The organism is Massilia phyllostachyos (assembly GCF_021044825.1).
In the GTDB taxonomy this organism is placed as follows: Bacteria; Pseudomonadota; Gammaproteobacteria; order Burkholderiales; family Burkholderiaceae_D; genus Telluria; species Telluria phyllostachyos.
The window spans coordinates 246,523-268,450 of the sequence record NZ_JAJNOC010000002.1; the positions used below are offsets into that span (position 1 = coordinate 246,523).

Consider the following 21,928-nt stretch of genomic DNA (forward strand, 5'->3'; position numbering starts at 1 on the left):
CGATGACTTTGCGGAAAACTTAGAGTTCGGCAAGGCAGGCGCGGTATCACGAGCAAATCGACTTATTGTAGAGTTTTGGCCAGTTCTGCGAGTTCCAGTTGCTGATTCGAAATGCACTTCAACGCCTTCCTCGAAAAAAGCGCGGAGATCCTCGACCGCGTGCTGGATGCCGATGCGCAGCGGCAATGGTACGCAGCCATGCTGCCCCATCTGGGCGAGCAGGGAAGGGCGGAGCCGAGCGCATGGATGGAGAGGGCCGGCGTCCCGGCCCAGCCGTCCTGAGCGATGCAGCGGAGAGTCGGGGTACAATCGTGCCTCGTTCCCATTTCCCCCGACTATGTTCTTTCGTTACTCTCGCCGTAGCACACTGTTCGCCTGCGCCGCACTGTTCCTGACCGCCTGCGGCAGCACCCCGACCCCGCCGCCCGCCGCCCCGGTCGCCCAGCAAGCCACGCCGCCCGCGCCGCCGCGCAAGGTGCGCATCGGCCTCGCCCTCGGCGGCGGCGCCGCGCGCGGTTTCGCCCACATCGGCGTGATCAAGGCCCTCGAGGCCCAGGGCATCGTGCCCGAGATCGTGGTCGGCACCAGCGCCGGCTCGGTGGTCGGTTCCCTGTACGCCTCCGGCATGAACGGTTTCACCCTGCAGAAGACCGCGATGGGCATGGACGAGGCGACCATCTCGGACTGGGCCTTGCCGCTGTTCAGCAAGTCGCCCGGCGTGCTGAAAGGGGAGGCGCTGCAGAATTACGTGAACAAGGCCGTCAACAATGTGCCGATGGAGCGCCTGAAGATCCGCTTCGGCGCCGTGGCCACCGACCTCAAGACCGGCAAGCCGATCCTGTTCAACAAGGGCAATACCGGCATGGCCGTGCGCGCCTCGTCGGCGGTGCCGAGCGTGTTCCAGCCGGTCACCATCGGCAAGAACACCTATGTGGATGGCGGCCTGGTGGCGCCGGTGCCCGTCAAGTTCGTCAAGGACATGGGCGCCGACTTCGTGATCGCCGTGAATATTTCCAGCGCGACCGAAGGCGCGGCCACGGCCAGCTCGCTCGACGTGCTGATGCAGACCTTCAGCATCATGGGCCAGCGCCTGAATTACTACGAGCTGAAGGAAGCCGACATCGTCATCACGCCGAACCTCGGCAATATGGGCAGCGCCGATTTCACCGGACGCAACCTGGCGATCCTCGCCGGCGAGCAGGCCGCGGCCGCGGTGATGCCCCAGATCAAGGCCAAACTCAAGGCTAGGCAGCAACCATAAGAACAGGAAGCCACATGCAAACCAAACCCTATCTCACCCTCGAGGACATCAAGAAGATCGCCGCCGGCGCCGAAGCCGAGGCCCTGCGCAACAACTGGGCGGTGTCGTTCGCCATCGTCGACGACGGCGGCCACCTGCTGTGGTTCCAGCGCCTGGACGGCGCGGCGGCCACCTCGTCCTACATCGCCCCGGCCAAGGCCAGGACCGCCGCGCTCGGCCGGCGCGAATCGAAGATCTACGAGGACGTGATCAACAACGGCCGCGTGTCCTTCCTGTCGGCGCCGGAACTCGAGGGCATGCTGGAAGGCGGCGTGCCGGTGATCGTCGATGGCCATACCATCGGCGCGGTCGGTGTGTCGGGCGTGAAATCGAACGAGGATGCGCAGGTTGCCAGGGCCGGCATCGCGGCGCTGCTCAACGGTTGAGGTCATCCGAATGTCATGTGATGGCGCCTGCGGGCGCCTTTTTCACATGTTTCGCATCGGCAGCTAAACATCTTGCGCGCGCCGGTTTCCAGCGTGATTGGGCAAAATTGAAGCCCTTTTTTAAAATTGCTGCATTGCCGAATGCATGCAATTCGCGCTATAATTTGGAAGTTTAACCATTCACACATCAGCCGTAGCGCCTACACACCATCCCTCATTCAACTAGATGTCCATCTCCCGGCAAAGCGGTTCCGCCCGGGCTTTTTGGATGTCGGTCTGACGTGGCGCAGCTACGGTAACTTTATTGGGAGTTACCCTTGCCGCCATTTTTTTCTGGCCCAGCCGTCCCGGCCATTCTGGCCCTTGCAGACGGAACGATTTTCAAAGGATATTCCATTGGCGCCGCCGGTCACACGACCGGTGAAGTGGTGTTCAACACCGCGATTACCGGCTACCAGGAAATCCTCACCGACCCCAGCTATTCGCGTCAGATCGTCACCCTGACGTACCCGCACATCGGCAACTACGGCGTCAACCCGGCCGACGTCGAGGCCTCCAAGGTCCACGCCGCCGGCCTGATCATCCGCGACCTGCCGCTGCTGGCATCGAATTTCCGTTCCACGCAATCGCTGTCGGACTACCTGAAGCAAGAGAATGTGGTCGCCATCGCCGGCATCGACACCCGTAAACTCACCCGCATCCTGCGCGAGAAGGGCGCCCAGGCCGGCGCCATCCTCACCGGCGTGCAGGGCAAGGAGCCATCGGAAGCCCAGGCGCTGGAACTGGCCCGTTCCTTCCCGGGCCTGGCCGGCATGGACCTGGCCAAGGTGGTGTCGGTGAAAGAGCCGTACGTGTTCACCGAGACCGAGTGGAAGCTCGGCCAGGGCTTCGGCAAGCAGGAGAACCCGCAATACCACGTGGTCGCCTTCGACTATGGCGTCAAGCGCAACATCCTGCGCATGCTGGCCGAGCGCGGCTGCAAGGTCACCGTGCTGCCGGCGCAAGCCACGGCGGAAGACGCACTGAAGCTGAACCCGGACGGCATCTTTCTGGCCAACGGCCCGGGCGACCCGGAGCCGTGCGACTACGCCATCAAGGCCAGTGCGGAACTCATCGAGAAGGGCATCCCGACCTTCGGCATCTGCCTGGGCCACCAGATCATGGCCCTCGCCTCCGGCGCCAAGACCATGAAGATGAAGTTCGGCCACCACGGCGCCAACCACCCGGTGCAGGACCTCGATTCGAAGAAGGTGCTCATCACCTCGCAGAACCACGGTTTCGCGGTCGACCCGGAAACGCTGCCGGCCAACTGCCGCGTGACCCACGTTTCGCTGTTCGACGGCTCGCTGCAGGGCTTCGAGCGCACCGACAAACCGGCGTTCTGCTTCCAGGGCCACCCGGAAGCCTCGCCCGGCCCGACCGACGTCGCCTACCTGTTTGACCGCTTCATCAAACTGATGCAAGCCGCGGAGAAGAATTAATATGCCAAAACGTAGTGATATCAACAGCATCCTGATCATCGGCGCCGGTCCGATCGTCATCGGCCAGGCGGTCGAATTCGATTACTCGGGCGCCCAGGCCTGCAAGGCCCTGCGTGAAGAAGGCTACAAGGTCATCCTGGTCAATTCGAACCCGGCGACCATCATGACCGACCCGGAAACGGCCGACGTCACCTACATCGAGCCGATCACCTGGAAGGTCGTCGAGCGCATCATCGACAAGGAACGTCCCGACGCGATCCTGCCGACCATGGGCGGCCAGACCGCGCTGAACTGCGCGCTCGACCTGCACCGCAACGGCGTGCTGGACAAGTACAAGGTCGAGCTGATCGGCGCGACCCCGGAAGCGATCGACAAGGCCGAGGACCGCGCCAAGTTCAAGGACGCGATGACCAAGATCGGCCTCGGTTCGGCGCGCTCGGGCGTGGCGCACTCGATGGAAGAGTCGTGGGCGGTGCAGCGCGAGCTGGGCTTCCCGACCATCATTCGTCCTTCGTTCACGATGGGCGGCAGCGGCGGCGGCATCGCCTACAACGAGGAAGAGTTCGAGCAGATCTGCAAGCGCGGCCTGGAAGCCTCGCCGACCAACGAGCTGCTGATCGAAGAATCGCTGCTCGGCTGGAAAGAGTACGAGATGGAAGTCGTCCGCGACAAGAAGGACAACTGCATCATCATCTGCTCGATCGAAAACCTCGATCCGATGGGCGTGCACACCGGCGACTCGATCACGGTCGCGCCGGCGCAGACGCTGACGGACAAGGAATACCAGATCATGCGCAACGCGTCGATCAACGTGCTGCGCGAGATCGGCGTCGACACCGGCGGCTCGAACGTGCAGTTCGCGATCAACCCGAAGGACGGCCGCATGATCGTCATCGAGATGAACCCGCGCGTCTCGCGTTCCTCGGCGCTGGCCTCGAAAGCCACCGGCTTCCCGATCGCCAAAGTGGCGGCCAAGCTGGCGGTCGGCTTCACGCTCGACGAACTGCGCAACGAGATCACCGGCGGCGCCACCCCGGCATCGTTCGAACCGTCGATCGACTACGTCGTCACCAAGATCCCGCGCTTCACCTTCGAAAAATTCCCGACCGCGGACAAGCACCTGACCACCCAGATGAAATCGGTGGGCGAGGTGATGGCCATGGGCCGCACCTTCCAGGAATCGTTCCAGAAGGCGCTGCGCGGCCTGGAAGTCGGCGTCGACGGCCTGAACGAAAAGACGCGCGACCGCGAGAAGATCGAAGAAGAACTCGGCGAGCCGGGTCCGGAACGCATCTGGTACGTGGGCGACGCCTTTGCCCAGGGCTTCACCCTGGAAGAGGTGCACAACCTCACCAAGATCGACCCATGGTTCCTCATCCAGATCAAGGAAATCGTCGACATCGAGCTGTGGCTCGATCACCAGAAGCTCGATAGCCTCGACAAGCCGACCTTCTACAAGCTGAAGCAGAAGGGCTTCTCGGACCGCCGCCTGGCCTTCCTGATGCAGACCACGCCGCAGGCCGTGCGCGAGCGCCGCCATGCGCTGAACATCCGTCCGGTGTACAAGCGCGTCGACACCTGCGCGGCCGAGTTCTCGACCAACACCGCCTACATGTATTCCACGTACGACGAGGAATGCGAGTCGAATCCGACCGACAAGAAGAAGATCATGGTGCTGGGCGGTGGCCCGAACCGCATCGGCCAGGGCATCGAGTTCGACTACTGCTGCGTGCACGCGGCCCTCGCCATGCGCGACGACGGCTACGAGACCATCATGGTCAACTGCAATCCGGAGACCGTGTCGACCGACTACGATACCTCGGACCGCCTTTACTTCGAGTCCTTGACCCTGGAAGACGTGCTCGAAATCGTCGATCTGGAAAAGCCGGAAGGCGTGATCGTGCAGTACGGCGGCCAGACTCCGCTCAAGCTCGCGCTGGACCTGGAAGCGAACGGCGTGCCGATCATCGGCACCTCGCCGGACATGATCGACGCCGCCGAAGACCGCGAGCGCTTCCAGCAGTTGCTGCAAAAGCTCGGCCTGCGCCAGCCGCCGAACCGCACCGCGCGCACCGAGGCCGACGCTCTCGCATTGGCCGAGGAAATCGGCTACCCGCTGGTGGTGCGTCCGTCCTACGTGCTGGGCGGCCGCGCGATGGAGATCGTCCACGAGCAGCGCGACCTCGAGCGCTACATGCGCGAAGCGGTCAAGGTCTCGCACGATTCGCCGGTGCTGCTGGACCGCTTCCTGAACGACGCCATCGAAGTCGACGTCGACTGCATCTCGGACGGCGAAGCCACCTTCATCGGCGGCGTGATGGAACACATCGAGCAAGCCGGCGTGCACTCGGGCGACTCGGCGTGCTCGCTGCCGCCGTACTCGTTGTCGCAAGAGACCATCGCGGAACTCAAGCACCAGACGTCCTTGATGGCCAAGGCCCTGAACGTGGTCGGCCTGATGAACGTGCAGTTCGCGATCCAGCAGCTTGACGTCGACGGCAAGACGGTCGATACGGTCTTCGTGCTGGAAGTGAACCCGCGCGCTTCGCGTACCGTGCCGTTCGTGTCGAAGGCGACCGGGCTGCAGCTGGCGAAGATCGCGGCGCGCTGCATGGTCGGCCAGACCCTGGCCAGCCAGGGCGTGACGAAAGAGGTGACGCCGCCGTTCTACAGCGTCAAGGAAGTCGTGTTCCCCTTCGTGAAGTTCCCGGGTGTCGACACCATCCTGGGCCCTGAGATGAAGTCGACCGGCGAAGTGATGGGCGTGGGCGAGACCTTCGGCGAAGCCTTCGTCAAGTCGCAGCTGGCGGCCGGCGTCAATCTGCCGACCAAGGGCACCGTGTTCCTGTCGGTGAAAGGCACCGACAAGCCGCGCGCCGTCAACGTGGCGCGCGAGCTGGTGGCGCTGGGCTTCTCGCTGGTGGCGACCAAGGGCACGGCCGCCGTCATCGAAGCGGCCGGCATCCCGGTGCGCCAGGTGAACAAGGTGCTGGAAGGCCGTCCGCACGTGGTCGACATGATCAAGAACCGCGAAATCGTCATGGTGATCAACACCGTGGAAGAGAAGCGTTCGGCGATCACCGACTCGCGCACCATCCGTACCTCGGCCCTGCAGTCGCGCGTGGTCACCTACACGACCATCGCCGGCGCGGAAGCCGCGATCGAGGGCATGCGCCACCTGGACGAACTGCGCGTCTATGATTTACAAGGTCTGCATAAAACCTTAAACTAATCGACGTAGAAGTTACACGCAGTACCTCTGAACCACAGAGCTCGCGGGGCCTCGCGCCTCGCGCCTCTGTGGTTTTCACTTGGTACGTCCCATCACGAACAAGCATAGAGCGACATGAACACTACCGTACCACTGACCAAATACGGCGCCGAACTCCTGAAGGAAGAGCTGCACCAGCTCAAGACCAAGGAGCGCCGTATCGTGATCGATGCGATCGCCGAAGCGCGTTCGCACGGCGACCTGTCCGAAAATGCCGAGTACGACGCGGCGAAAGAGCGCCAGGCCTTCGTCGAAGGCCGCATCGCGGAACTCGAGGGCAAGCTGAGCGCCGCCCAGATCATCGACCCGGCCACCCTGGACGCCGAAGGCCGCGTCGTGTTCGCCTCGACCGTGGACCTGGAAGACCTGGAAAACGGCCAGAAGGTCAGCTACCAGATCGTCGGCCTCGACGAAGCCGACATCAAACTGAACAAGGTCTCGGTGACCTCGCCGATCGCGCGCGCCCTGATCGGCAAGTACGCCGGCGACGTGGTCGAAGTGCAGGCCCCGTCCGGCCCGCGCGAATACGAAATCCTCGAAGTCCGCTACGTCTGATGGGGGCAGGCCTGTCTCGTTCCGCTTCCCGCGTGGCCGCCGCAAGGCTGCTGGTGGCGGTGCTGTGGGCGGGCGCTTTGTGGGCGCTCGGCTATATCGCGGCGCCGGCGGTGTTCGCGGCGGTGCCGAGCCTGGTGGCCGGCGACGTCGTCGCGCAGCTGTTGACGCGGCTGGGCTGGGTATCGATTGCGTGCGCGGCCCTGATGTTCGTGCTGGTGCGCGTTTCGAGCGACCTGGATGCGGTGCGCAAGCGCATCCTGAACCTGCTGGTGCTGGCCATGCTGGCCTGTGCGCTGGTGATGTGGGCGGGGTTGCAGCCGGCGATGGCGCAGATGCGCGAACTGGCCGGGCCGGGCGGGGTGAGGGCGTCGCCGTACTGGACGCAGTTTGCGGTCATGCACGGGGTGTCGCAGCTGTTTCATGTGATCGAGAGCGTTCTGGCGGCTGTGTTGGTCCTCAAGAGCCGCTGACCCGTCATTTGTACCTGCACCCGTAGCACCGTCGCTCCGGCGAAGGCCGGAGCCCAATTCCCCGTGAGCGCCACGTGATTTCCCTTCCCCTCGTTCGTCTGAGGTAGAAGGGCGCTGTTTTGGTCCACATGAGAAATTGGGTAGCGGCCTTCGCCGGTACGACGGTTCAAACGTCGGCGGTGGAAGAAGGTTGGTGGCTGACCACGAAAAAAAACCGGGTCGCCCCGGTTTTCATCACTTGTTCAGTGCATTCTTCTTGGTCGACGCCTGGCGCGGTTTTGCGCGCTTGATGTTGCCGCCCGCCGTCACGCGTTCGTTCCCCTTCAGCATGACCTTGGTGACGCTCGGCTTCTTGGTGCCGCTGGCGCTGGCCTTGACGATGGTGACTTCGCGCATGCCCTTGCCGGACTTGGCGCTGCGTTCCTTGACGGCTTCCTTTTTCGGACGGTACAGCACCAGCAGCTTGCCGATGTGCTGCACCGGCGCCGCGTCGAGGTCGGCGCAGATCTGTTCGTACATGGCGATGCGGGCTTCGCGGTCGTCGCCGAACACGCGGACCTTGATCAGGCCGTGGGCGTCGAGGCTGGAAGCGATTTCCTTCATGACCGATTCGGTCAGGCCCGATTCGCCGATCATGACGACCGGATTGAGTCCATGGGCTTCGGCACGCAGTGCGCTGCGCTCGGCCGGAGTGAGTTTAAGCATAATAATTTTTGGATTACCTTTAAAAGCAGTATTCTACGCGAATGGCCAAGAACAAATTAAACAAAAACTGGTTGCACGACCATATTAACGACCCCTACGTCAAACTGGCCCAGAAAGAAGGCTTCCGCGCACGCGCCGCCTACAAGCTCAAGGAAATCGACGAAAGCGAGAAGCTGATCAAGCCGGGACAGGTCATCGTCGACCTCGGCTGCACCCCGGGCAGCTGGGCCCAGTACACCCGGCGCAAGCTGGCCGGCGCGGACGCCGGCGGCATCCATGGCACCATCATCGGGCTCGACATGCTGCCGATGGAACCGATTGCCGACGTCCAGTATATCCAGGGCGATTTCCGCGAAGAAGAGGTGCTTGGCCAGCTCGATGAGTTGCTGCAGGGCCGCAAGGCCGACCTGGTCCTGTCCGACATGGCGCCCAACCTGTCTGGCATCCCGACCGCCGACGCGGCGCGGATGGAACACCTGATCGACCTCGCTATTGAGTTTTCGCAAAACCACATGAAGCCAACTGGGGCATTGCTAGTAAAGTGCTTTAAGGATATGGGCTTTACGCAAATCCTGGAAAAATTCCGCGACGAGTTCAACACCGTCAAACAGATCAAACCCAAGGCAAGCCGGGACAAATCATCGGAAATTTTCCTGCTTGGACGCGGTTTGAAGAATCCGGTGGACTGAATTTGTTGCTTTTTCAGTGTTTCGGCCTTGATATTCGGCGTGGCAACCGCACATCAGCCGCGTGAGGCTGGCAGCGCAAACGGTTGCGTCGCCCGCCAGTATGTGAAAATGGCTTTTTGGCACTATTGCTAACGTTGCGTGGCAGCGTCGGCTTATTGCGGTTAAAATCGTCATACTGAAATCGGTAGAGATGCAATCCGCATCGGAGGAGTTTTCGTGAATAATATGTTTTCCAAATCCGCCATCTGGGTGGTCGTTGCGCTGCTGTTGTTCATGCTGTTCAAGCAGTTCGACAACCACAGCGTCGCCGGCGGCAGCAAGACCATCGCTTATTCCGAGCTGCTCGATGAGGTGAAGGCGCGTCGCATCAAGGACGTGCTGATCGAAGGCCAGAACATCACCGCGACCCGCTCGGACGACACCAAGGTCCGCGCCACCGCGACCATCCTCGACCGCGGCCTGATCGGCGACCTGCGCGACAACGGCGTCAAGTTCGACGTGCGTCCGCCGGAAGAACCCGGCTTCCTGCAGCAGGTGTTCATCTCCTGGTTCCCGATGCTGTTGCTCATCGGCGTGTGGGTGTTCTTCATGCGCCAGATGCAGGGCGGCGGCAAGGGCGGTGCTTTCTCCTTCGGCAAGTCGAAGGCGCGCATGCTCGATGAAACCAACAACACCGTCACCTTCGCCGACGTCGCCGGCTGCGACGAAGCGAAGGAAGAAGTCTCGGAAATCGTCGATTTCCTGAAAGACCCGACCAAGTTCCAGAAACTGGGCGGCCGCATCCCGCGCGGCGTGCTGATGGTCGGTCCGCCGGGTACCGGCAAGACCCTGCTGGCGCGCGCCATCGCCGGCGAAGCCAAGGTGCCGTTCTTCTCGATCTCGGGTTCCGACTTCGTCGAGATGTTCGTCGGCGTGGGTGCGTCCCGTGTCCGCGACATGTTCGAGAACGCCAAGAAACACTCGCCCTGCATCATCTTCATCGACGAGATCGATGCCGTCGGCCGCCACCGCGGCGCCGGCATGGGCGGCGGCAACGACGAGCGCGAACAGACCCTGAACCAACTGCTGGTCGAGATGGACGGTTTCGAGGCGCAATCGGGCGTGATCGTCATCGCCGCCACCAACCGCGCCGACGTGCTCGATAAAGCGCTGCTGCGTCCGGGCCGTTTCGACCGCCAGGTGATGGTCGGCCTGCCGGACATCCGCGGCCGCGAACAGATCCTCAACGTGCACATGCGCAAAGTGCCGATCGGCACCGACGTGAAGGCCGACATCCTGGCGCGCGGCACCCCGGGCTTCTCGGGCGCCGATCTGGCCAACCTGGTCAACGAAGCCGCGCTGTTCGCCGCGCGCCGTTCCAAGCGCCTGGTCGAGATGATCGACTTCGAAGACGCCAAGGACAAGATCTACATGGGTCCGGAGCGCAAGTCGATGGTCATGCGCGAGGAAGAGCGCCGCAACACGGCCTACCACGAGTCGGGCCACGCGGTGATCGCCAAGCTGCTGCCGAAGGCCGACCCGGTGCACAAGGTCACCATCATGCCGCGCGGCTATGCTCTCGGCCTGACCTGGCAGCTGCCGGAACACGACGCTCTGTCCGGTTACAAGGACAAGATGCTGGAAGAAATCTCGATCCTGTTCGGTGGCCGCATCGCCGAGGAGATTTTTGTTGGCCAGATGTCGACCGGCGCCTCGAACGACTTCTCGCGCGCCACCAAGCTGGCCCGCTCGATGGTGACCCGCTTCGGCATGTCCGAGAGCATGGGCGTGATGGTCTACGAGGACAGCGAGAACGAAGGCTTCTTCGGCGGCGCCACCAAGACCATTTCGGAAGCGACGCAGCAGAAGGTCGACGCCGAGATCCGCGCCATCCTCGACACCCAGTACGCGCTGGCGCGCCGCCTGCTGGAAGAGAACCGCGACAAGGTCGAGATGATGACCAAGGCGCTGCTCGACTGGGAAACCATCGACGCCGAGCAGATCAACGACATCATGGCCGGCCGCGAGCCGCGCCAGCCGAAGACCAGCCTGCTGACCAAGCGCAACCCGCCGGGCGACAGCGGTGGCGGCGTGGCGCCGAACGCCACCGCACCGGCCTGATCCACGCACCTGGCCGCGGCCTGGTCGCTTGATCCAATAAAGCAAAAGGCATCCACCCGGATGCCTTTTGTCGTTTACGCTCCCCACTCGCATCCTATGTCAAAGCAATTGCAATGCGGCCAGTACAGCTTCGCGCTGGAAGGCCCGTCCTCCACCCATCCGGTCGTGATGGGCATCCTGAACATCACCCCCGATTCCTTTTCCGACGGCGGCCGCTACCAGGGCCTCGAGTTCGCCCTGTCGCGTGCCGAGGAAATGATCGCCGACGGCGCCACCATGATCGACATCGGCGGCGAATCGACCCGCCCGGGTTCGCCCAGCGTCCCGGTCGCCGAGGAACTGGCGCGCGTGATGCCGGCCCTGTATGCGCTGCGCACCCTGGACGTGGCATTGTCGGTCGATACCTGCAAGCCCGACGTCATGCGCGAAGCGATCATCGCCGGCGCCGACATGATCAACGACATCAACGGTTTCCGCGCGCCGGGCGCGATCGAGGCGGTGCGCGACAGCGATTGCGGCCTGTGCCTGATGCACATGCAGGCCACGCCGCAGACCATGCAGCTGGCGCCGAGTTACGGCGACGTGGTGCAGGAAGTGATCGCCTTCCTGCAGGTGCGCGTCGAGGCCATGGTGGAAGAGGGCATTGCGCGCGAACGCATCTGCATCGACCCGGGCTTCGGTTTCGGCAAGACGGTCGAGCACAACTATGCGCTGCTGCGCCACCTGGACCGCATCCGCCGTGAAGTCGGCCTGCCGGTGCTGGCCGGGCTGTCGCGCAAGTCGATGATCGGCGCCGTCACCGGCCGTCCGGTCGAGGAGCGCGTCGCCGGCAGCGTGGCCGGGGCATTGGCTGCGGTAGCACATGGCGCTAGAATTGTGCGAGTGCATGATGTGGCAGAGACGGTCGATGCCTTGAAGGTATGGCACGCCGCCAATAACGATTAATCACGGAAAGAGAACAAGAATGGCACGCAAATATTTCGGTACGGATGGGGTTCGTGGTCTGGTCGGCGAGGCGCCGATTACGCCCGAGTTCGTGATGCGCCTCGGCTACGCGGCCGGCAAGGTGCTGGCGCGCGGCGCCAAGTCGAGCAGCGGCCGCCCGGTGGTCCTGATCGGCAAGGACACCCGTATTTCGGGCTATATGCTGGAGGCCGCCCTGGAAGCGGGCTTTTCCGCCGCCGGCGTCGACTCGATGCTGGCCGGCCCGATGCCGACCCCGGCCATCGCCTACCTTACCCGCGCGCTGCGCCTGCAGGCCGGCGTCGTGATCTCGGCCTCGCACAATCCCTTCCAGGACAATGGCATCAAGTTCTTCTCGCGCCACGGCACCAAGCTGCCGGATGCGGTCGAACTCGAGATCGAGGAAGCCATCGACGAACCGATGGGCTGCGTGCCGTCCGATAAGCTGGGCCGCGCGACCCGCCTGCGCGACGCCCAGGGCCGCTACATCGAATTCTGCAAGAGCACCTTCCCGAATGAACTGGACCTGCGCGGCCTGAAGATCGTGGTCGACAGCGCCCACGGCGCCGCCTACAACATCGCCCCGCACGTGTTCCACGAACTGGGCGCCGAAGTGGTCTCGATCGGCGCTTCGCCGGACGGCTTCAACATCAACGCCGGCGTGGGCGCCACCGCCCCGAAAGCGCTGTCGGAAGCGGTGGTGGCCAACAAGGCGGACCTCGGCATCGCGCTGGACGGCGACGCCGACCGCCTGATCATGGTCGACGCCACCGGCCGCGTCTACAACGGCGACGAACTGCTGTACCTGATGGTGCGCGACCGCCTGGCGACCGGCCCGGTGGCGGGCGCGGTCGGCACCCTGATGACGAATATGGCGCTGGAAGTGGCGTTCAAGGAACTGGGTGTCGGCTTCGCGCGCGCCAAGGTCGGCGACCGCTACGTGCTGGAAGTGATGCAGGAGCGCGGCTGGCTGTTCGGCGGCGAGAGCTCGGGCCACCTGCTGGCGCTGGACAAGCACAGCACCGGCGACGGCATCGTCTCGGCCCTGCAGGTGCTGTCGGCACTGCGGCGCAGCAACAAGTCGCTGGCCGAATGCTGCAGCGAACTGAAACTGTTCCCGCAGACCCTGATCAACAAGAAAGTCACGCCGGGCTTCGACTGGACCCAGGACAAGGCGATGGTGGCCGAGAAGGAAGCGGTCGAGCGCGAGCTGGGCGACAACGGCCGCGTCCTGATCCGCGCCTCGGGCACCGAACCCCTGATCCGAGTCATGGTCGAGGCGAAGGAAGCGGCCCAGGCGGAAAGCATGGCGCGCCGCATCGCCGACAAGCTGGCCGCCTGATTTGACGCGCCCTTCACCAGCGAGTATCATCGGCCACACATCGGAGTGTAGCGCAGCCCGGTAGCGCACCTGGTTTGGGACCAGGGGGTCCAAGGTTCGAATCCTTGTACTCCGACCAAGGCTTCCTCCGCGGGCTGTCGATCGACAGCCCGTTTCATTTTCGCCGGTACCCGTACCGTCTCGTCTGCCCATAGCTCAGTTGGATAGAGCATCAGCCTTCTAAGCTGAGGGTCGCTGGTTCGAACCCAGCTGGGCAGGCCATTTCCAGGATCTCGATCAATTCATGCTCTTCCTGACCGTTCCCTACGCTGAGAAGGACGAAGCCAAGGCGCTCGGCGCCCGCTGGAATCCGACCAAACGCCGCTGGTACGTGCCCGACGGCGTCGCGCCCGCCGCCTTCGCCAAGTGGACCGGGCAGGGCGGCGACACCCCTGGCGCGTCCAAGGGCGGCAGGGTCGACAGCTACCAGGGCAAGACCGTGGTCGGCGCCAACTACGTGGCCCTGGAGCACGACTGCAATCCCTTCGAATCCTGCGCCCAGTGCAGCGCCGCGCTGGCCGGCAGCGCCTGGATGCAGGCGCGCCAGCAGCTGGCCGCCCGCTGACATCATGGGCACGGTCGCATAGGCAAGCGAACGCCATCGCCGTCGCTGCCGTGTTAACGTTCCGGCAGCGCGCAGCCCTTCGGATGCGCCCGTTCCGGAGAGTTCCATGCGTCTTGCACGACTGCTGCACACCTGCCTGCTGTTCGCCGTTCTATGCGGGCTCACGGGCCTTGCCCGCGCCGACGCGGCCGCTACCCCGGCCCAGGGCGAGACCTTCAGCCTGCAGCTCGCGGCGCCGCAGGGCAATGTGGACAGCGACGCCGGCACCGTGCAGTTCATCGGCACGGCCACCGTCATCATCCGCTACCAGGGTTTCACGATCCTCACCGATCCGAATTTCCTGCACAAGGGCGGCCACGTGCACCTGGGCTATGGCTTGACCTCCGAGCGCAAGACCAACCCCGCGATCAGTTTCGAAGACCTGCCGCCGATCGACCTGGTGGTGCTGTCGCACTTCCACGACGACCACTTCGACAAGCTGGTGCAGGAAAAACTCCCCCGCGCCACGCCCATCGTCAGCACCAAGGAAGCGGGCGAGCGGCTCAAGCGCCTGGGCTTCACCCGCACGTTCGGCCTATCCACCTGGGACCGGCTGGAAGTCGGCAAGGGCGCGGCGCGCCTGCGCATTACCGCCACCCCGGGGCGCCACGGGCCGGCCGGCGTCGCCGTGCTGTTGCCCAGGACCATGGGCTCGGTGCTCGACTTCGGACCGAACCCGGACGCACCCGACTATCGCATGTACATCAGCGGCGACACCCTGGTGTACGACGACATCCACGCGATCCCGCAACGTTTTCCCAACATTGACCTGGCCCTGCTGCATTTGGGCGGCACCCGCATCCTCGGCGTGCTCAAGGTCACGATGGATGGCAAGGATGGCGTGCGCATGATGCAGATCATCCGCCCGAAAAAGACCGTGCCGATCCACTTCAACGACTACGACGTCTTCAAGTCGCCGCTCGAGGACTTTGCGCGCGAGGTCAGGGCGGCCGGACTCGAGCGCGAGGTGGTCTATCTTGCCCATGGCGAAACCTACGCTTTCCGCCGCGTGCAGCGCTAGTGGCGCGCCAGGCGGACACGGCTGTTGCCGGAAGGATTCAATCGTGCGCGCCTCGCCATACCGCCGAGTAAACGCTAAGATGCCAGCCTGACAATATCGCGATCCTCCCATCCGGGCCACGGCATGCATCCAGCGCAGCACCGCAGTTCCCACGTATTCCCGGTCCGGCGCGACCGGCGTCTCGTCACGGGGATCGTGGTCTCGGTGCTGCTGCACGGCTTGCTGCTGTCCCTGCGATTCGGCGTGCCCGGCCTCGATGCCGGGTCCGGCGGACCGATCCAGGTGACGCTGGCGCCGCCGCCAGTGCCACCGCCCACAACCCCGCCCCCGCCTGTGCCGGCGCCGGCCGTGCCTGCGCCGCCACTTCCCGACGTTCCGCCACCACCGGTCGCCGCCTTGCCGCCGGCGCCGGTGCAGGGCTTGCGTCTCGTCGACCCGTTGCCCAAGCCCGCCGCGCCTGCTCCCGCAGCGCCGCCCCGGCACGTTGCGCGCAAGCCCGCCCGGCCCAGGCTGGTCAAGCGCCGGCCGGCGGTGGCGCCGCCGCTGATCGCCTCGACCACGCTGGACAACCCCTTCACGGTAGCGCCCAGCTTGCCGGACATCGAACCGGGTGCGGTGGTGGAGCCGCCGCCTGTCGAGGAGAAGGATGCGGCGCCGGACGAGGCCATGATCGCCGCGCGCGAACGGGAACGCCTGCGCGAAGAGGAGGCGGCGCGGCTGGCTGCCGCGGAAGAAAGCCGGCGCCAGGATGAGGAGCGCCTGCGCCTTGCCACGGAAGACGAGGCGCGCCTGGCGGCACAGCGCGAGGCGGACGCCGCGCGGGCGCAGGAACTGGCGCGGCAGGAAACGCAGCAGCAGGCCGAACGCGCACGACTTGCGGCCCGCCAGGAAGAGGACCGGCGCCGCCTCGAGCAGGCCGCGGCGCAGGAACGGCTGGCTGCCGAACAGCTGGCCAGGCAGGCGGAGCAGCAGGCTGCCGAGTCGCTCGCGCGGCAGCAAGCCGAGCAGCAGGCCGTGGAGCGCGCCCGCCTTGCGCAACTGGAGGAAGACGAGCGCCGCAGGCGCGAAGCCGAAGCCAGCGCGCAGCAGCAGCGCCTGGCCCAGCTGCGCGAGCGCGAGGAAGCGCTGGCGCGCGAGGACGCCCGGCGCGCCGCCGCGGCGCAGCAGCTGGCCGCCCGCGAAGCCGAGCAGCGCCTGGCACAGGAGGCCGAACGCCGCCGCCAGGAAGAATTGGCGCAGCGCCAGGCTGCGCAGGAAAGTGCGCGCCGCCTGGCGGAAGAACGTGCGCAGGCCGAACGGCTTGCCCAGCAGCGCGCCGAGGAGGCGTCCCGGCGCGCCGAAGCCGAACGCCTGCAGGCGCAGGCGCTGCCGGGCAATGGCGCGGCGGGGCGCCCGGGCAGCGGCAGTGGAGTGGGCGCCGCCACGGGGCCAGGCCCCGGCGCCGGCGCGGGCGCTCCCGCCGGCACCGTCGCCTCGCGCGCCAGGGACATGCTGCGCGGCCTGAACATCCCGAACGTGGCGCCGCCGCCGAATCGGCCGGCCTTCATGCTGCCGAACGCGCGCCGGGCGCTGGCCGACGGCTCGGAACGCGACGCGCCGCTGCGCCTGTACGTGGACAGCGTGCGCCAGAAGATCGAACGCAACGCCACCGTCGGCGACGCCCGCTTCGGACGCGGCGAGGTGCGCGCCGATCCGCTGGTCAGCGTCGCGCTGCGCAGCGACGGCAGCATCGACGACGTCACCATCGTGCGCTCGAGCGGCCGGCCCGACATGGACGAAGCGGTGCGCCGTTTCGTGCACCTGAACGCGCGCTACGCGGCCTTCCCGCCGAACGTGGCGGCGCGCTTCGACGTCATCGAGATCCGCCGCGTCTGGGCCTTCACCGAAGGCCTCAAGCTCCTCGAAGAGCTGCGCTGAACCCTTTCCTTTTTCTGCACCGCAGCACGCCCGGATCGACCTTTGATCCGGTGCAAAGCCTGGCCTGATGGACACCGTACGCTGAGCTGAACGGCTCATCGAAACCGTGGACTTTTTGATAGGCAACAATCATGGCTTTGTCTTGTTCAGGTGCAATCAAGGGTTGCCGGTCGGTGGCGCTTGCCGTGGCGCTGGCCCTGGCGCTGGCCGGCTGCGCCACCGGCCTCGGCTTCGACACTTCCCGGACGGAAGACGGCGCCGCGGCGCCACCCACCGAACTCATCACCGACAATCTGATCGCCACCGAACGCCTGGCCGCCGACAGCGTCGCGCAGCCGGACCTCGGTCCGCTATTCGTGGCGTCGCCGCCGCCGTACACCATCGGACGCGGCGACATCCTCGCCATCGTGGTCTGGGACCATCCCGAGCTGGCGGCCGGCGGCATGAACTCCGCCACCGCCCTGGCCGACAGCGGCGCGCCGTCGAACTCCGCCGCGCCCGGCTTCGCCGTCGACCACATGGGGCGCATCCAGTTCCCTCTCATCGGCCTGCTCACCATGGAGGGCCAGACGGCGGAGCAGGCGCGCGAGCTGCTCACCAGGAAGCTCGCACGCTACATCGCCCACCCCAACGTCACGCTGCGGGTTCAGTCCTACCGCAGCCGCCGCGTCTACGTCGACGGCGAAGTGCGCACGCCGGGCCTGCAGGCCATCGACGACATCCCCATGACCCTGGTCGAAGCGCTCAACCGCGCCGGCGGCATGACGCAGGCCGCCGACCAGAGCCGCATCGTTGTCGAGCGCGCCGACACCCGCTACAACGTCAACCTGCGCGAGCTGATCCGGAAGGGCGTGAATCCCGGCACCATCCTGCTGACGCACGGCGACGTGGTGCGGGTCCATTCGCGCGAGGAAAGCAAGGTGTTCGTCTCCGGCGAGGTGATCCAGCCCAAGGCCCTGACCATGCATAACGGCCGCCTCACGCTCAACGAGGCGCTCGGAGAAACCGGCGGCATCAGCCCCCTGAGCGGCGACGCACGCCAGGTCTACGTGGTGCGCAAGACGCCCGAGCGCACACGCGTGTTCCGCCTGGATGCGCGCGCCAGCGGCGCGCTGGCCATGGCCGAATCCTTCGAGCTGCGGCCGAAGGACGTCGTCTACGTCGCCGCCTCGCCGCTGGCGAACTGGAACCGCCACCTGAGCCTGCTGTTCCCCGGCGCGCTGACCCAGGCCGTCGGCGTCACCACCAGGCCCTGAGCGACCGACCGCACGAGAACCGCGATGACCACCCCCCACGACCCGCATCCGCATTCGCTGAGCCACGTGCTCTCCACCCCGCCCGTCCTGTCGGTGCCCTTCGATCCGCGCCCGAGCGAGCCGCTCGCCGAGGAGCCGAGCGTCGATTTCAAGGGCTACCTGAACACGCTGTACGAGAGCCGCTGGCTGATCGGCACCATCACCGGCATCATCACCGTCGTCGCGGTGCTGTACGCGCTGCTGGCCAAGCCCGTCTACGAGGCCAACCTGATGATCCACGTCGAGGAGGAAAGCCCGACCGCCTCGAAGAACATCCTGAGCGAAGCCTCGTCGCTGTTCGAGACCAAGAAGGCGGCGATCGCCGAGATGGAACTGCTGCGTTCGCGGATGGTCGTCTCGCGCGCGGTCGACAACCTGCAGCTGTATATCGAGGTGCGCCCCGAATACTTCCCGGTGGTCGGCTCCTGGTTCGCCAACCAGAACGGCGGCGCGCTGTCGCAGCCCGGCCTGTTCGGCCAGGGCGGCTATGTCTGGGGCGGCGAGAAGGCCGAGGTGTCGGTATTCGAGGTCCCCGACAGCTGGCTCAAGCGCGATTTCACCATCACTGCGCGTCCGGGCAACCGCTACCGTTTCTCGGGTGGCGGCCAGAGCATCGCCTTCGACGCCACTGTCGGCCAGCGCTACCGGGTGCCGACTCCGGCCGGGCTGGTGGAAATCAAGGTCGACCGCCTGCACGCCAATCCTGGCGCGCGCTTCCGCATCAAGCGCAACTCGCGCCTCGGCACCATCCAGAACATCCAGAGCGCGATGGTGATCACCGAGCAGGGCAAGCAGTCCGGCGTCATCCAGGTCAAGCTGCAGGGCGAGAACGCCGAGCGCATCCACGCCCTGCTGAGCGAGATCGGGCGCGAGTACATGCGCCAGAACCTGGCGCGCAAGACCGAGGAGGCGGAAAAGTCGCTGGCCTTCCTCAACCAGCAGCTGCCCATCCTGAAGCGCCAGCTCGAACAGTCCGAAGACCGCTACAACCAGTTCCGCAACTCCCACGGCACCGTCGACCTGCGCGAGGAAGCCCGCATGAGCCTGACCCAGGCGGCCGCGGCGCGCACCCGCCGCATGGAGCTGGTGCAGAAGAAGACCGAGCTGCTGGCGCGCTTCACCGAGGACCACCCGGTGGTGGCGGCCATCAACCGCCAGCGCAAGGAAGTCGAGTCCGAGATCGACGCGATCGACACCCGCATCCGCAAGCTGCCCGTGATGGAGCAGGACGAGGCCCGCCTGACGCGCGACATCAAGGTCAAGACCGACCTTTACACTGCCCTGTCGAACACCGCCCAGCAACTGCGACTGATTTCGGTCGGCCGCGTCAGCAACGTGCGCCTGGTGGACGCGCCGATCGCGCCGGAGCGTCCGATCAAGCCAAACCGGCCGCTGATCGTGGCGCTGGCCGTGGTCACGGGGCTGTTCCTCGGCACCCTGATCGCCGTCACCCGCAAGGCCATGCGCGGCGGCATCGACGATCCCGCCAAGGTCGAGCGCCTGCTGCGCGCCAAGGTGGTGTACGCCTCGATTCCGCACAGCCTCAATGAAGACAAGCTGATGCGCAAGGTGAAAGGGGAGGGGGTGCTGCCGCTGCTGGCCCAGATCCTGCCGGAAGACCCGGCGGTGGAAAGCCTGCGCAGCTTCCGCGCCGCGCTGCAGTTCTCGATGCCCCATTTCAGGAACAACATCGTCATGTTCGCCGGGCCCACGCGCGGCGTCGGCCGGTCCTTCGTGACCGTCAACTTCGCCGCGGTGATGGCCGCCAGCGGCAAGCGCGTCCTGCTGATCGACGCCGACCTGCGCAACGGCCGCCTGCACCGCTATTTCGGCGTCAGCCGCGAGCAGGGATTGTCACTGGCGGTCGGCGGTGCGGAACCGGTGGAAGGCTTCATCCACCGCAACGTCGTCGACAACCTCGACTTCATCCCGACCGGCGCACTGCCGTCGAACCGCTCGGACTTCCTGCTCCACCTGAACTTCAGCACCCTGCTCGAGACGCTGAGTCCGGAATACGACCTGGTCCTGATCGACACCCCGCCGCTGCTGCAGGCAGCCGACGCCATGGTCGTCGGTGCACGCGCGGGCGCCGTGTTCCTGCTGGCGCGCGCCCACGTGACGACCGATGCGGAGATTACCGAGTCGGTCAAGCGCCTGAACCATGCGGGCCTGTCGCCGCAGGGCGTGCTGTTCAACAATATTACCTATGCAATCGGCCAATCACGGACGCCGTTCCAGGCGAATCCGATTGGACAATTGAAATATGCGGACTGAGGGCCGTCAGCCCGTGTGGCGCGCCGGTATGTGCGGCAGAACAGGGCTGCATCGACTGGGCGCCTTCATCGAAGTGGCTGAACGGGATACATAAGGCACCATGCAAGCCGGTACGCCAGGGTCTGGCAACGATGCGTTACGCCCGCGTAGGCGTGCTTGCCCGCTTCTCTACGATGAGAAGCAAGGCCATCGCGGGCATCACGTCGATGAGACTGCGCTGGTGGGGCGTGATGAGGGGACTCAGCTGTTCAGAATTCTTATCGCCAACTGACGTCGTACCAGATGGCCTGACCGCCTTCGGCCAAGCCGGCAATTCCCGGTCGAGCTAAGCGCCACATCCGAGATGCAGGCGGTACTACCGTGGTCACGCTGCTAGCTTCGCGAACCGATCTACCCGAGCTTCACGAGAGCCATCCAGGTGATTGGCTGAGGCTACCGAGCAACCATGACATGGCCTTTATGCGTCACGAAGGTCTTTGGGCTGTGTCCAGGACTCATGCGTCGCCTGCCATCAGAGACGTCAACAATGTGATCAGCGTCTCTTCCGGTTAATCCGTTCCACATGGCGCGCGCACCCGGGCGGCGTGACTTTCCAGTTACCACCGGCAGTTGCGGACGGCAATGCCTGACCTTGTCCATCGAGCCCGCCGCGAGTCAGGCGGTATCGCTCCGAGCGCGTAGGTCTCGAACCGGATCGTCCCCAGACTTGCTGGTAGGCCGGTACGCCTCGCGCCCCCATTTCGCCTCCACCACTTGGTTTTCGCGGAAAAGATGCGTCATCTCGACGGCGCGGCTGCGTGCCAGCCTACATAGCGTCAGACACGCAAGTCAAGACTGCGTTCCGCCCCTTCCCCAAACATCCACTACAGCCTGTCATCGCTGGTCGTCCCAAGCTCCCCGGCTCCTTGCGCGCAGGGTTGCTTTCCGCCATTCGCGTGTGCGGCGCAGTGCCCCAGGGGGGCAACGATTTCCCCTGTCTCGCCAGGACCTTTGTCCGCCCCTCTGGCGCTCGTGGCCGCATCGCGTGACCACGCACGCTCCTGGCGTCTTCATTCTGCACAACTGGACGGTATGACACCGATCGATCGGGTGAATCAAGCCCGACACCCTGGCTTTAGCAGATGCATGTAGCAACGGTATCGAAAACTTATCAAATTGCTTTTAAGGAATTCCTATTTGTAGTTCGATATTCCGTGAAAAATTTTCGCCGAATCCATTGAACTTTGGAATGCACATTGCGCTCAAAGTAGTTCCTTTGGGTTCACTGCATCAGTGAAACAGTCTAGATAGTTTCCATGTGGAATTAAACCTTGGCTGATTATTACGGCAGGAAAATTTTTCTTTGAATCCATTGAACTTAGGAAGTTTCCAGCCCTCAAAGCTACTCCTTATATCGACAGGGCCTCTTAGGAAAGCCAATCGATTTGGTTAATGGAAACAAATATTTGCTGTTCAATACTTCGCAAGAATTTCTGCAAATCTATTGAACTTTGGAAGTTTCCGCCGCTCAAAGCTA

Annotated in this window: 17 protein-coding genes and 2 tRNA genes; 18 read left to right on the top strand and 1 reads right to left on the bottom strand. The window is 64.7% G+C overall.

Annotated elements, in window-relative coordinates; translation table 11 throughout:
• Positions 1–111: 111 nt before the first annotated feature.
• From LQ564_RS08090 to LQ564_RS08120, 7 genes are all read left to right on the top strand, one after another.
• Positions 112–282, top strand: a complete 171-nt coding sequence (locus LQ564_RS08090) for a hypothetical protein (RefSeq protein WP_231057600.1) — start codon at positions 112–114, stop codon at positions 280–282.
• 55 nt (positions 283–337) lie between these two features.
• Positions 338–1,261 carry a patatin-like phospholipase family protein gene (locus tag LQ564_RS08095; protein ID WP_231057601.1) on the top strand — a complete coding sequence of 308 codons (924 nt, stop codon included), beginning with the start codon at positions 338–340 and terminating at the stop codon, positions 1,259–1,261.
• Between the two features lie 14 nt (positions 1,262–1,275).
• Positions 1,276–1,686: a GlcG/HbpS family heme-binding protein gene (locus LQ564_RS08100; RefSeq protein WP_231057602.1), complete on the top strand. Its 411-nt coding sequence runs from the start codon at positions 1,276–1,278 to the stop codon at positions 1,684–1,686.
• 317 nt (positions 1,687–2,003) lie between these two features.
• Entirely contained in the window at positions 2,004–3,167 is a 1,164-nt protein-coding gene (carA, locus tag LQ564_RS08105) for a glutamine-hydrolyzing carbamoyl-phosphate synthase small subunit (protein WP_231057603.1), read from the top strand.
• 1 nt (position 3,168) lies between these two features.
• A complete protein-coding gene (gene carB, locus LQ564_RS08110) occupies positions 3,169–6,399 on the top strand; it encodes a carbamoyl-phosphate synthase large subunit (RefSeq protein WP_231057604.1) in 3,231 nt (1,076 codons plus the stop codon).
• A 114-nt stretch (positions 6,400–6,513) separates the two neighbouring features.
• Positions 6,514–6,993, top strand: coding sequence for a transcription elongation factor GreA (gene greA / locus LQ564_RS08115; RefSeq protein ID WP_231057605.1), 480 nt, complete (start codon positions 6,514–6,516; stop codon positions 6,991–6,993).
• Positions 6,993–7,463 carry a DUF4149 domain-containing protein gene (locus LQ564_RS08120; RefSeq protein ID WP_231057606.1) on the top strand — a complete coding sequence of 157 codons (471 nt, stop codon included), beginning with the start codon at positions 6,993–6,995 and terminating at the stop codon, positions 7,461–7,463. Before greA ends, LQ564_RS08120 begins: the two co-directional genes overlap by 1 nt.
• A gap of 234 nt (positions 7,464–7,697) precedes the next feature.
• Here the strand turns inward: LQ564_RS08120 and yhbY are convergent, their stop codons facing one another.
• Positions 7,698–8,168: a ribosome assembly RNA-binding protein YhbY gene (gene yhbY, locus LQ564_RS08125; protein WP_231057607.1), complete on the bottom strand. Its 471-nt coding sequence runs from the start codon at positions 8,166–8,168 to the stop codon at positions 7,698–7,700.
• A gap of 41 nt (positions 8,169–8,209) precedes the next feature.
• Between yhbY and LQ564_RS08130 the strand changes: the two genes are divergently transcribed.
• From LQ564_RS08130 to LQ564_RS08180, 11 genes are all read left to right on the top strand, one after another.
• Complete coding sequence (locus tag LQ564_RS08130; RefSeq protein WP_231057608.1) at positions 8,210–8,857, top strand: RlmE family RNA methyltransferase; 648 nt, start codon at positions 8,210–8,212, stop codon at positions 8,855–8,857.
• Positions 8,858–9,073: 216 nt separating this feature from the next.
• Entirely contained in the window at positions 9,074–10,957 is a 1,884-nt protein-coding gene (gene ftsH / locus LQ564_RS08135; RefSeq protein ID WP_231057609.1) for an ATP-dependent zinc metalloprotease FtsH, read from the top strand.
• Positions 10,958–11,053: 96 nt separating this feature from the next.
• Positions 11,054–11,902, top strand: coding sequence for a dihydropteroate synthase (folP, locus tag LQ564_RS08140; protein ID WP_231057610.1), 849 nt, complete (start codon positions 11,054–11,056; stop codon positions 11,900–11,902).
• A 19-nt stretch (positions 11,903–11,921) separates the two neighbouring features.
• The gene (glmM, locus tag LQ564_RS08145) at positions 11,922–13,262 is read left to right on the top strand and encodes a phosphoglucosamine mutase (protein WP_231057611.1); all 1,341 of its coding nucleotides are present in this window, start codon (positions 11,922–11,924) and stop codon (positions 13,260–13,262) included.
• A 41-nt stretch (positions 13,263–13,303) separates the two neighbouring features.
• Positions 13,304–13,380, top strand: a tRNA-Pro gene (locus LQ564_RS08150).
• A gap of 66 nt (positions 13,381–13,446) precedes the next feature.
• Positions 13,447–13,523, top strand: a tRNA-Arg gene (locus LQ564_RS08155).
• A gap of 22 nt (positions 13,524–13,545) precedes the next feature.
• The gene (locus LQ564_RS08160) at positions 13,546–13,866 is read left to right on the top strand and encodes a DUF5710 domain-containing protein (RefSeq protein ID WP_231057612.1); all 321 of its coding nucleotides are present in this window, start codon (positions 13,546–13,548) and stop codon (positions 13,864–13,866) included.
• A 106-nt stretch (positions 13,867–13,972) separates the two neighbouring features.
• Positions 13,973–14,926: an MBL fold metallo-hydrolase gene (locus tag LQ564_RS08165; RefSeq protein WP_231057613.1), complete on the top strand. Its 954-nt coding sequence runs from the start codon at positions 13,973–13,975 to the stop codon at positions 14,924–14,926.
• 123 nt (positions 14,927–15,049) lie between these two features.
• The gene (locus LQ564_RS25820; protein ID WP_269143480.1) at positions 15,050–16,843 is read left to right on the top strand and encodes an energy transducer TonB; all 1,794 of its coding nucleotides are present in this window, start codon (positions 15,050–15,052) and stop codon (positions 16,841–16,843) included.
• A gap of 131 nt (positions 16,844–16,974) precedes the next feature.
• Positions 16,975–18,099: a polysaccharide biosynthesis/export family protein gene (locus LQ564_RS08175; RefSeq protein ID WP_231057614.1), complete on the top strand. Its 1,125-nt coding sequence runs from the start codon at positions 16,975–16,977 to the stop codon at positions 18,097–18,099.
• A 24-nt stretch (positions 18,100–18,123) separates the two neighbouring features.
• Positions 18,124–20,412, top strand: coding sequence for a GNVR domain-containing protein (locus tag LQ564_RS08180; protein ID WP_231057615.1), 2,289 nt, complete (start codon positions 18,124–18,126; stop codon positions 20,410–20,412).
• Positions 20,413–21,928: the final 1,516 nt, after the last annotated feature.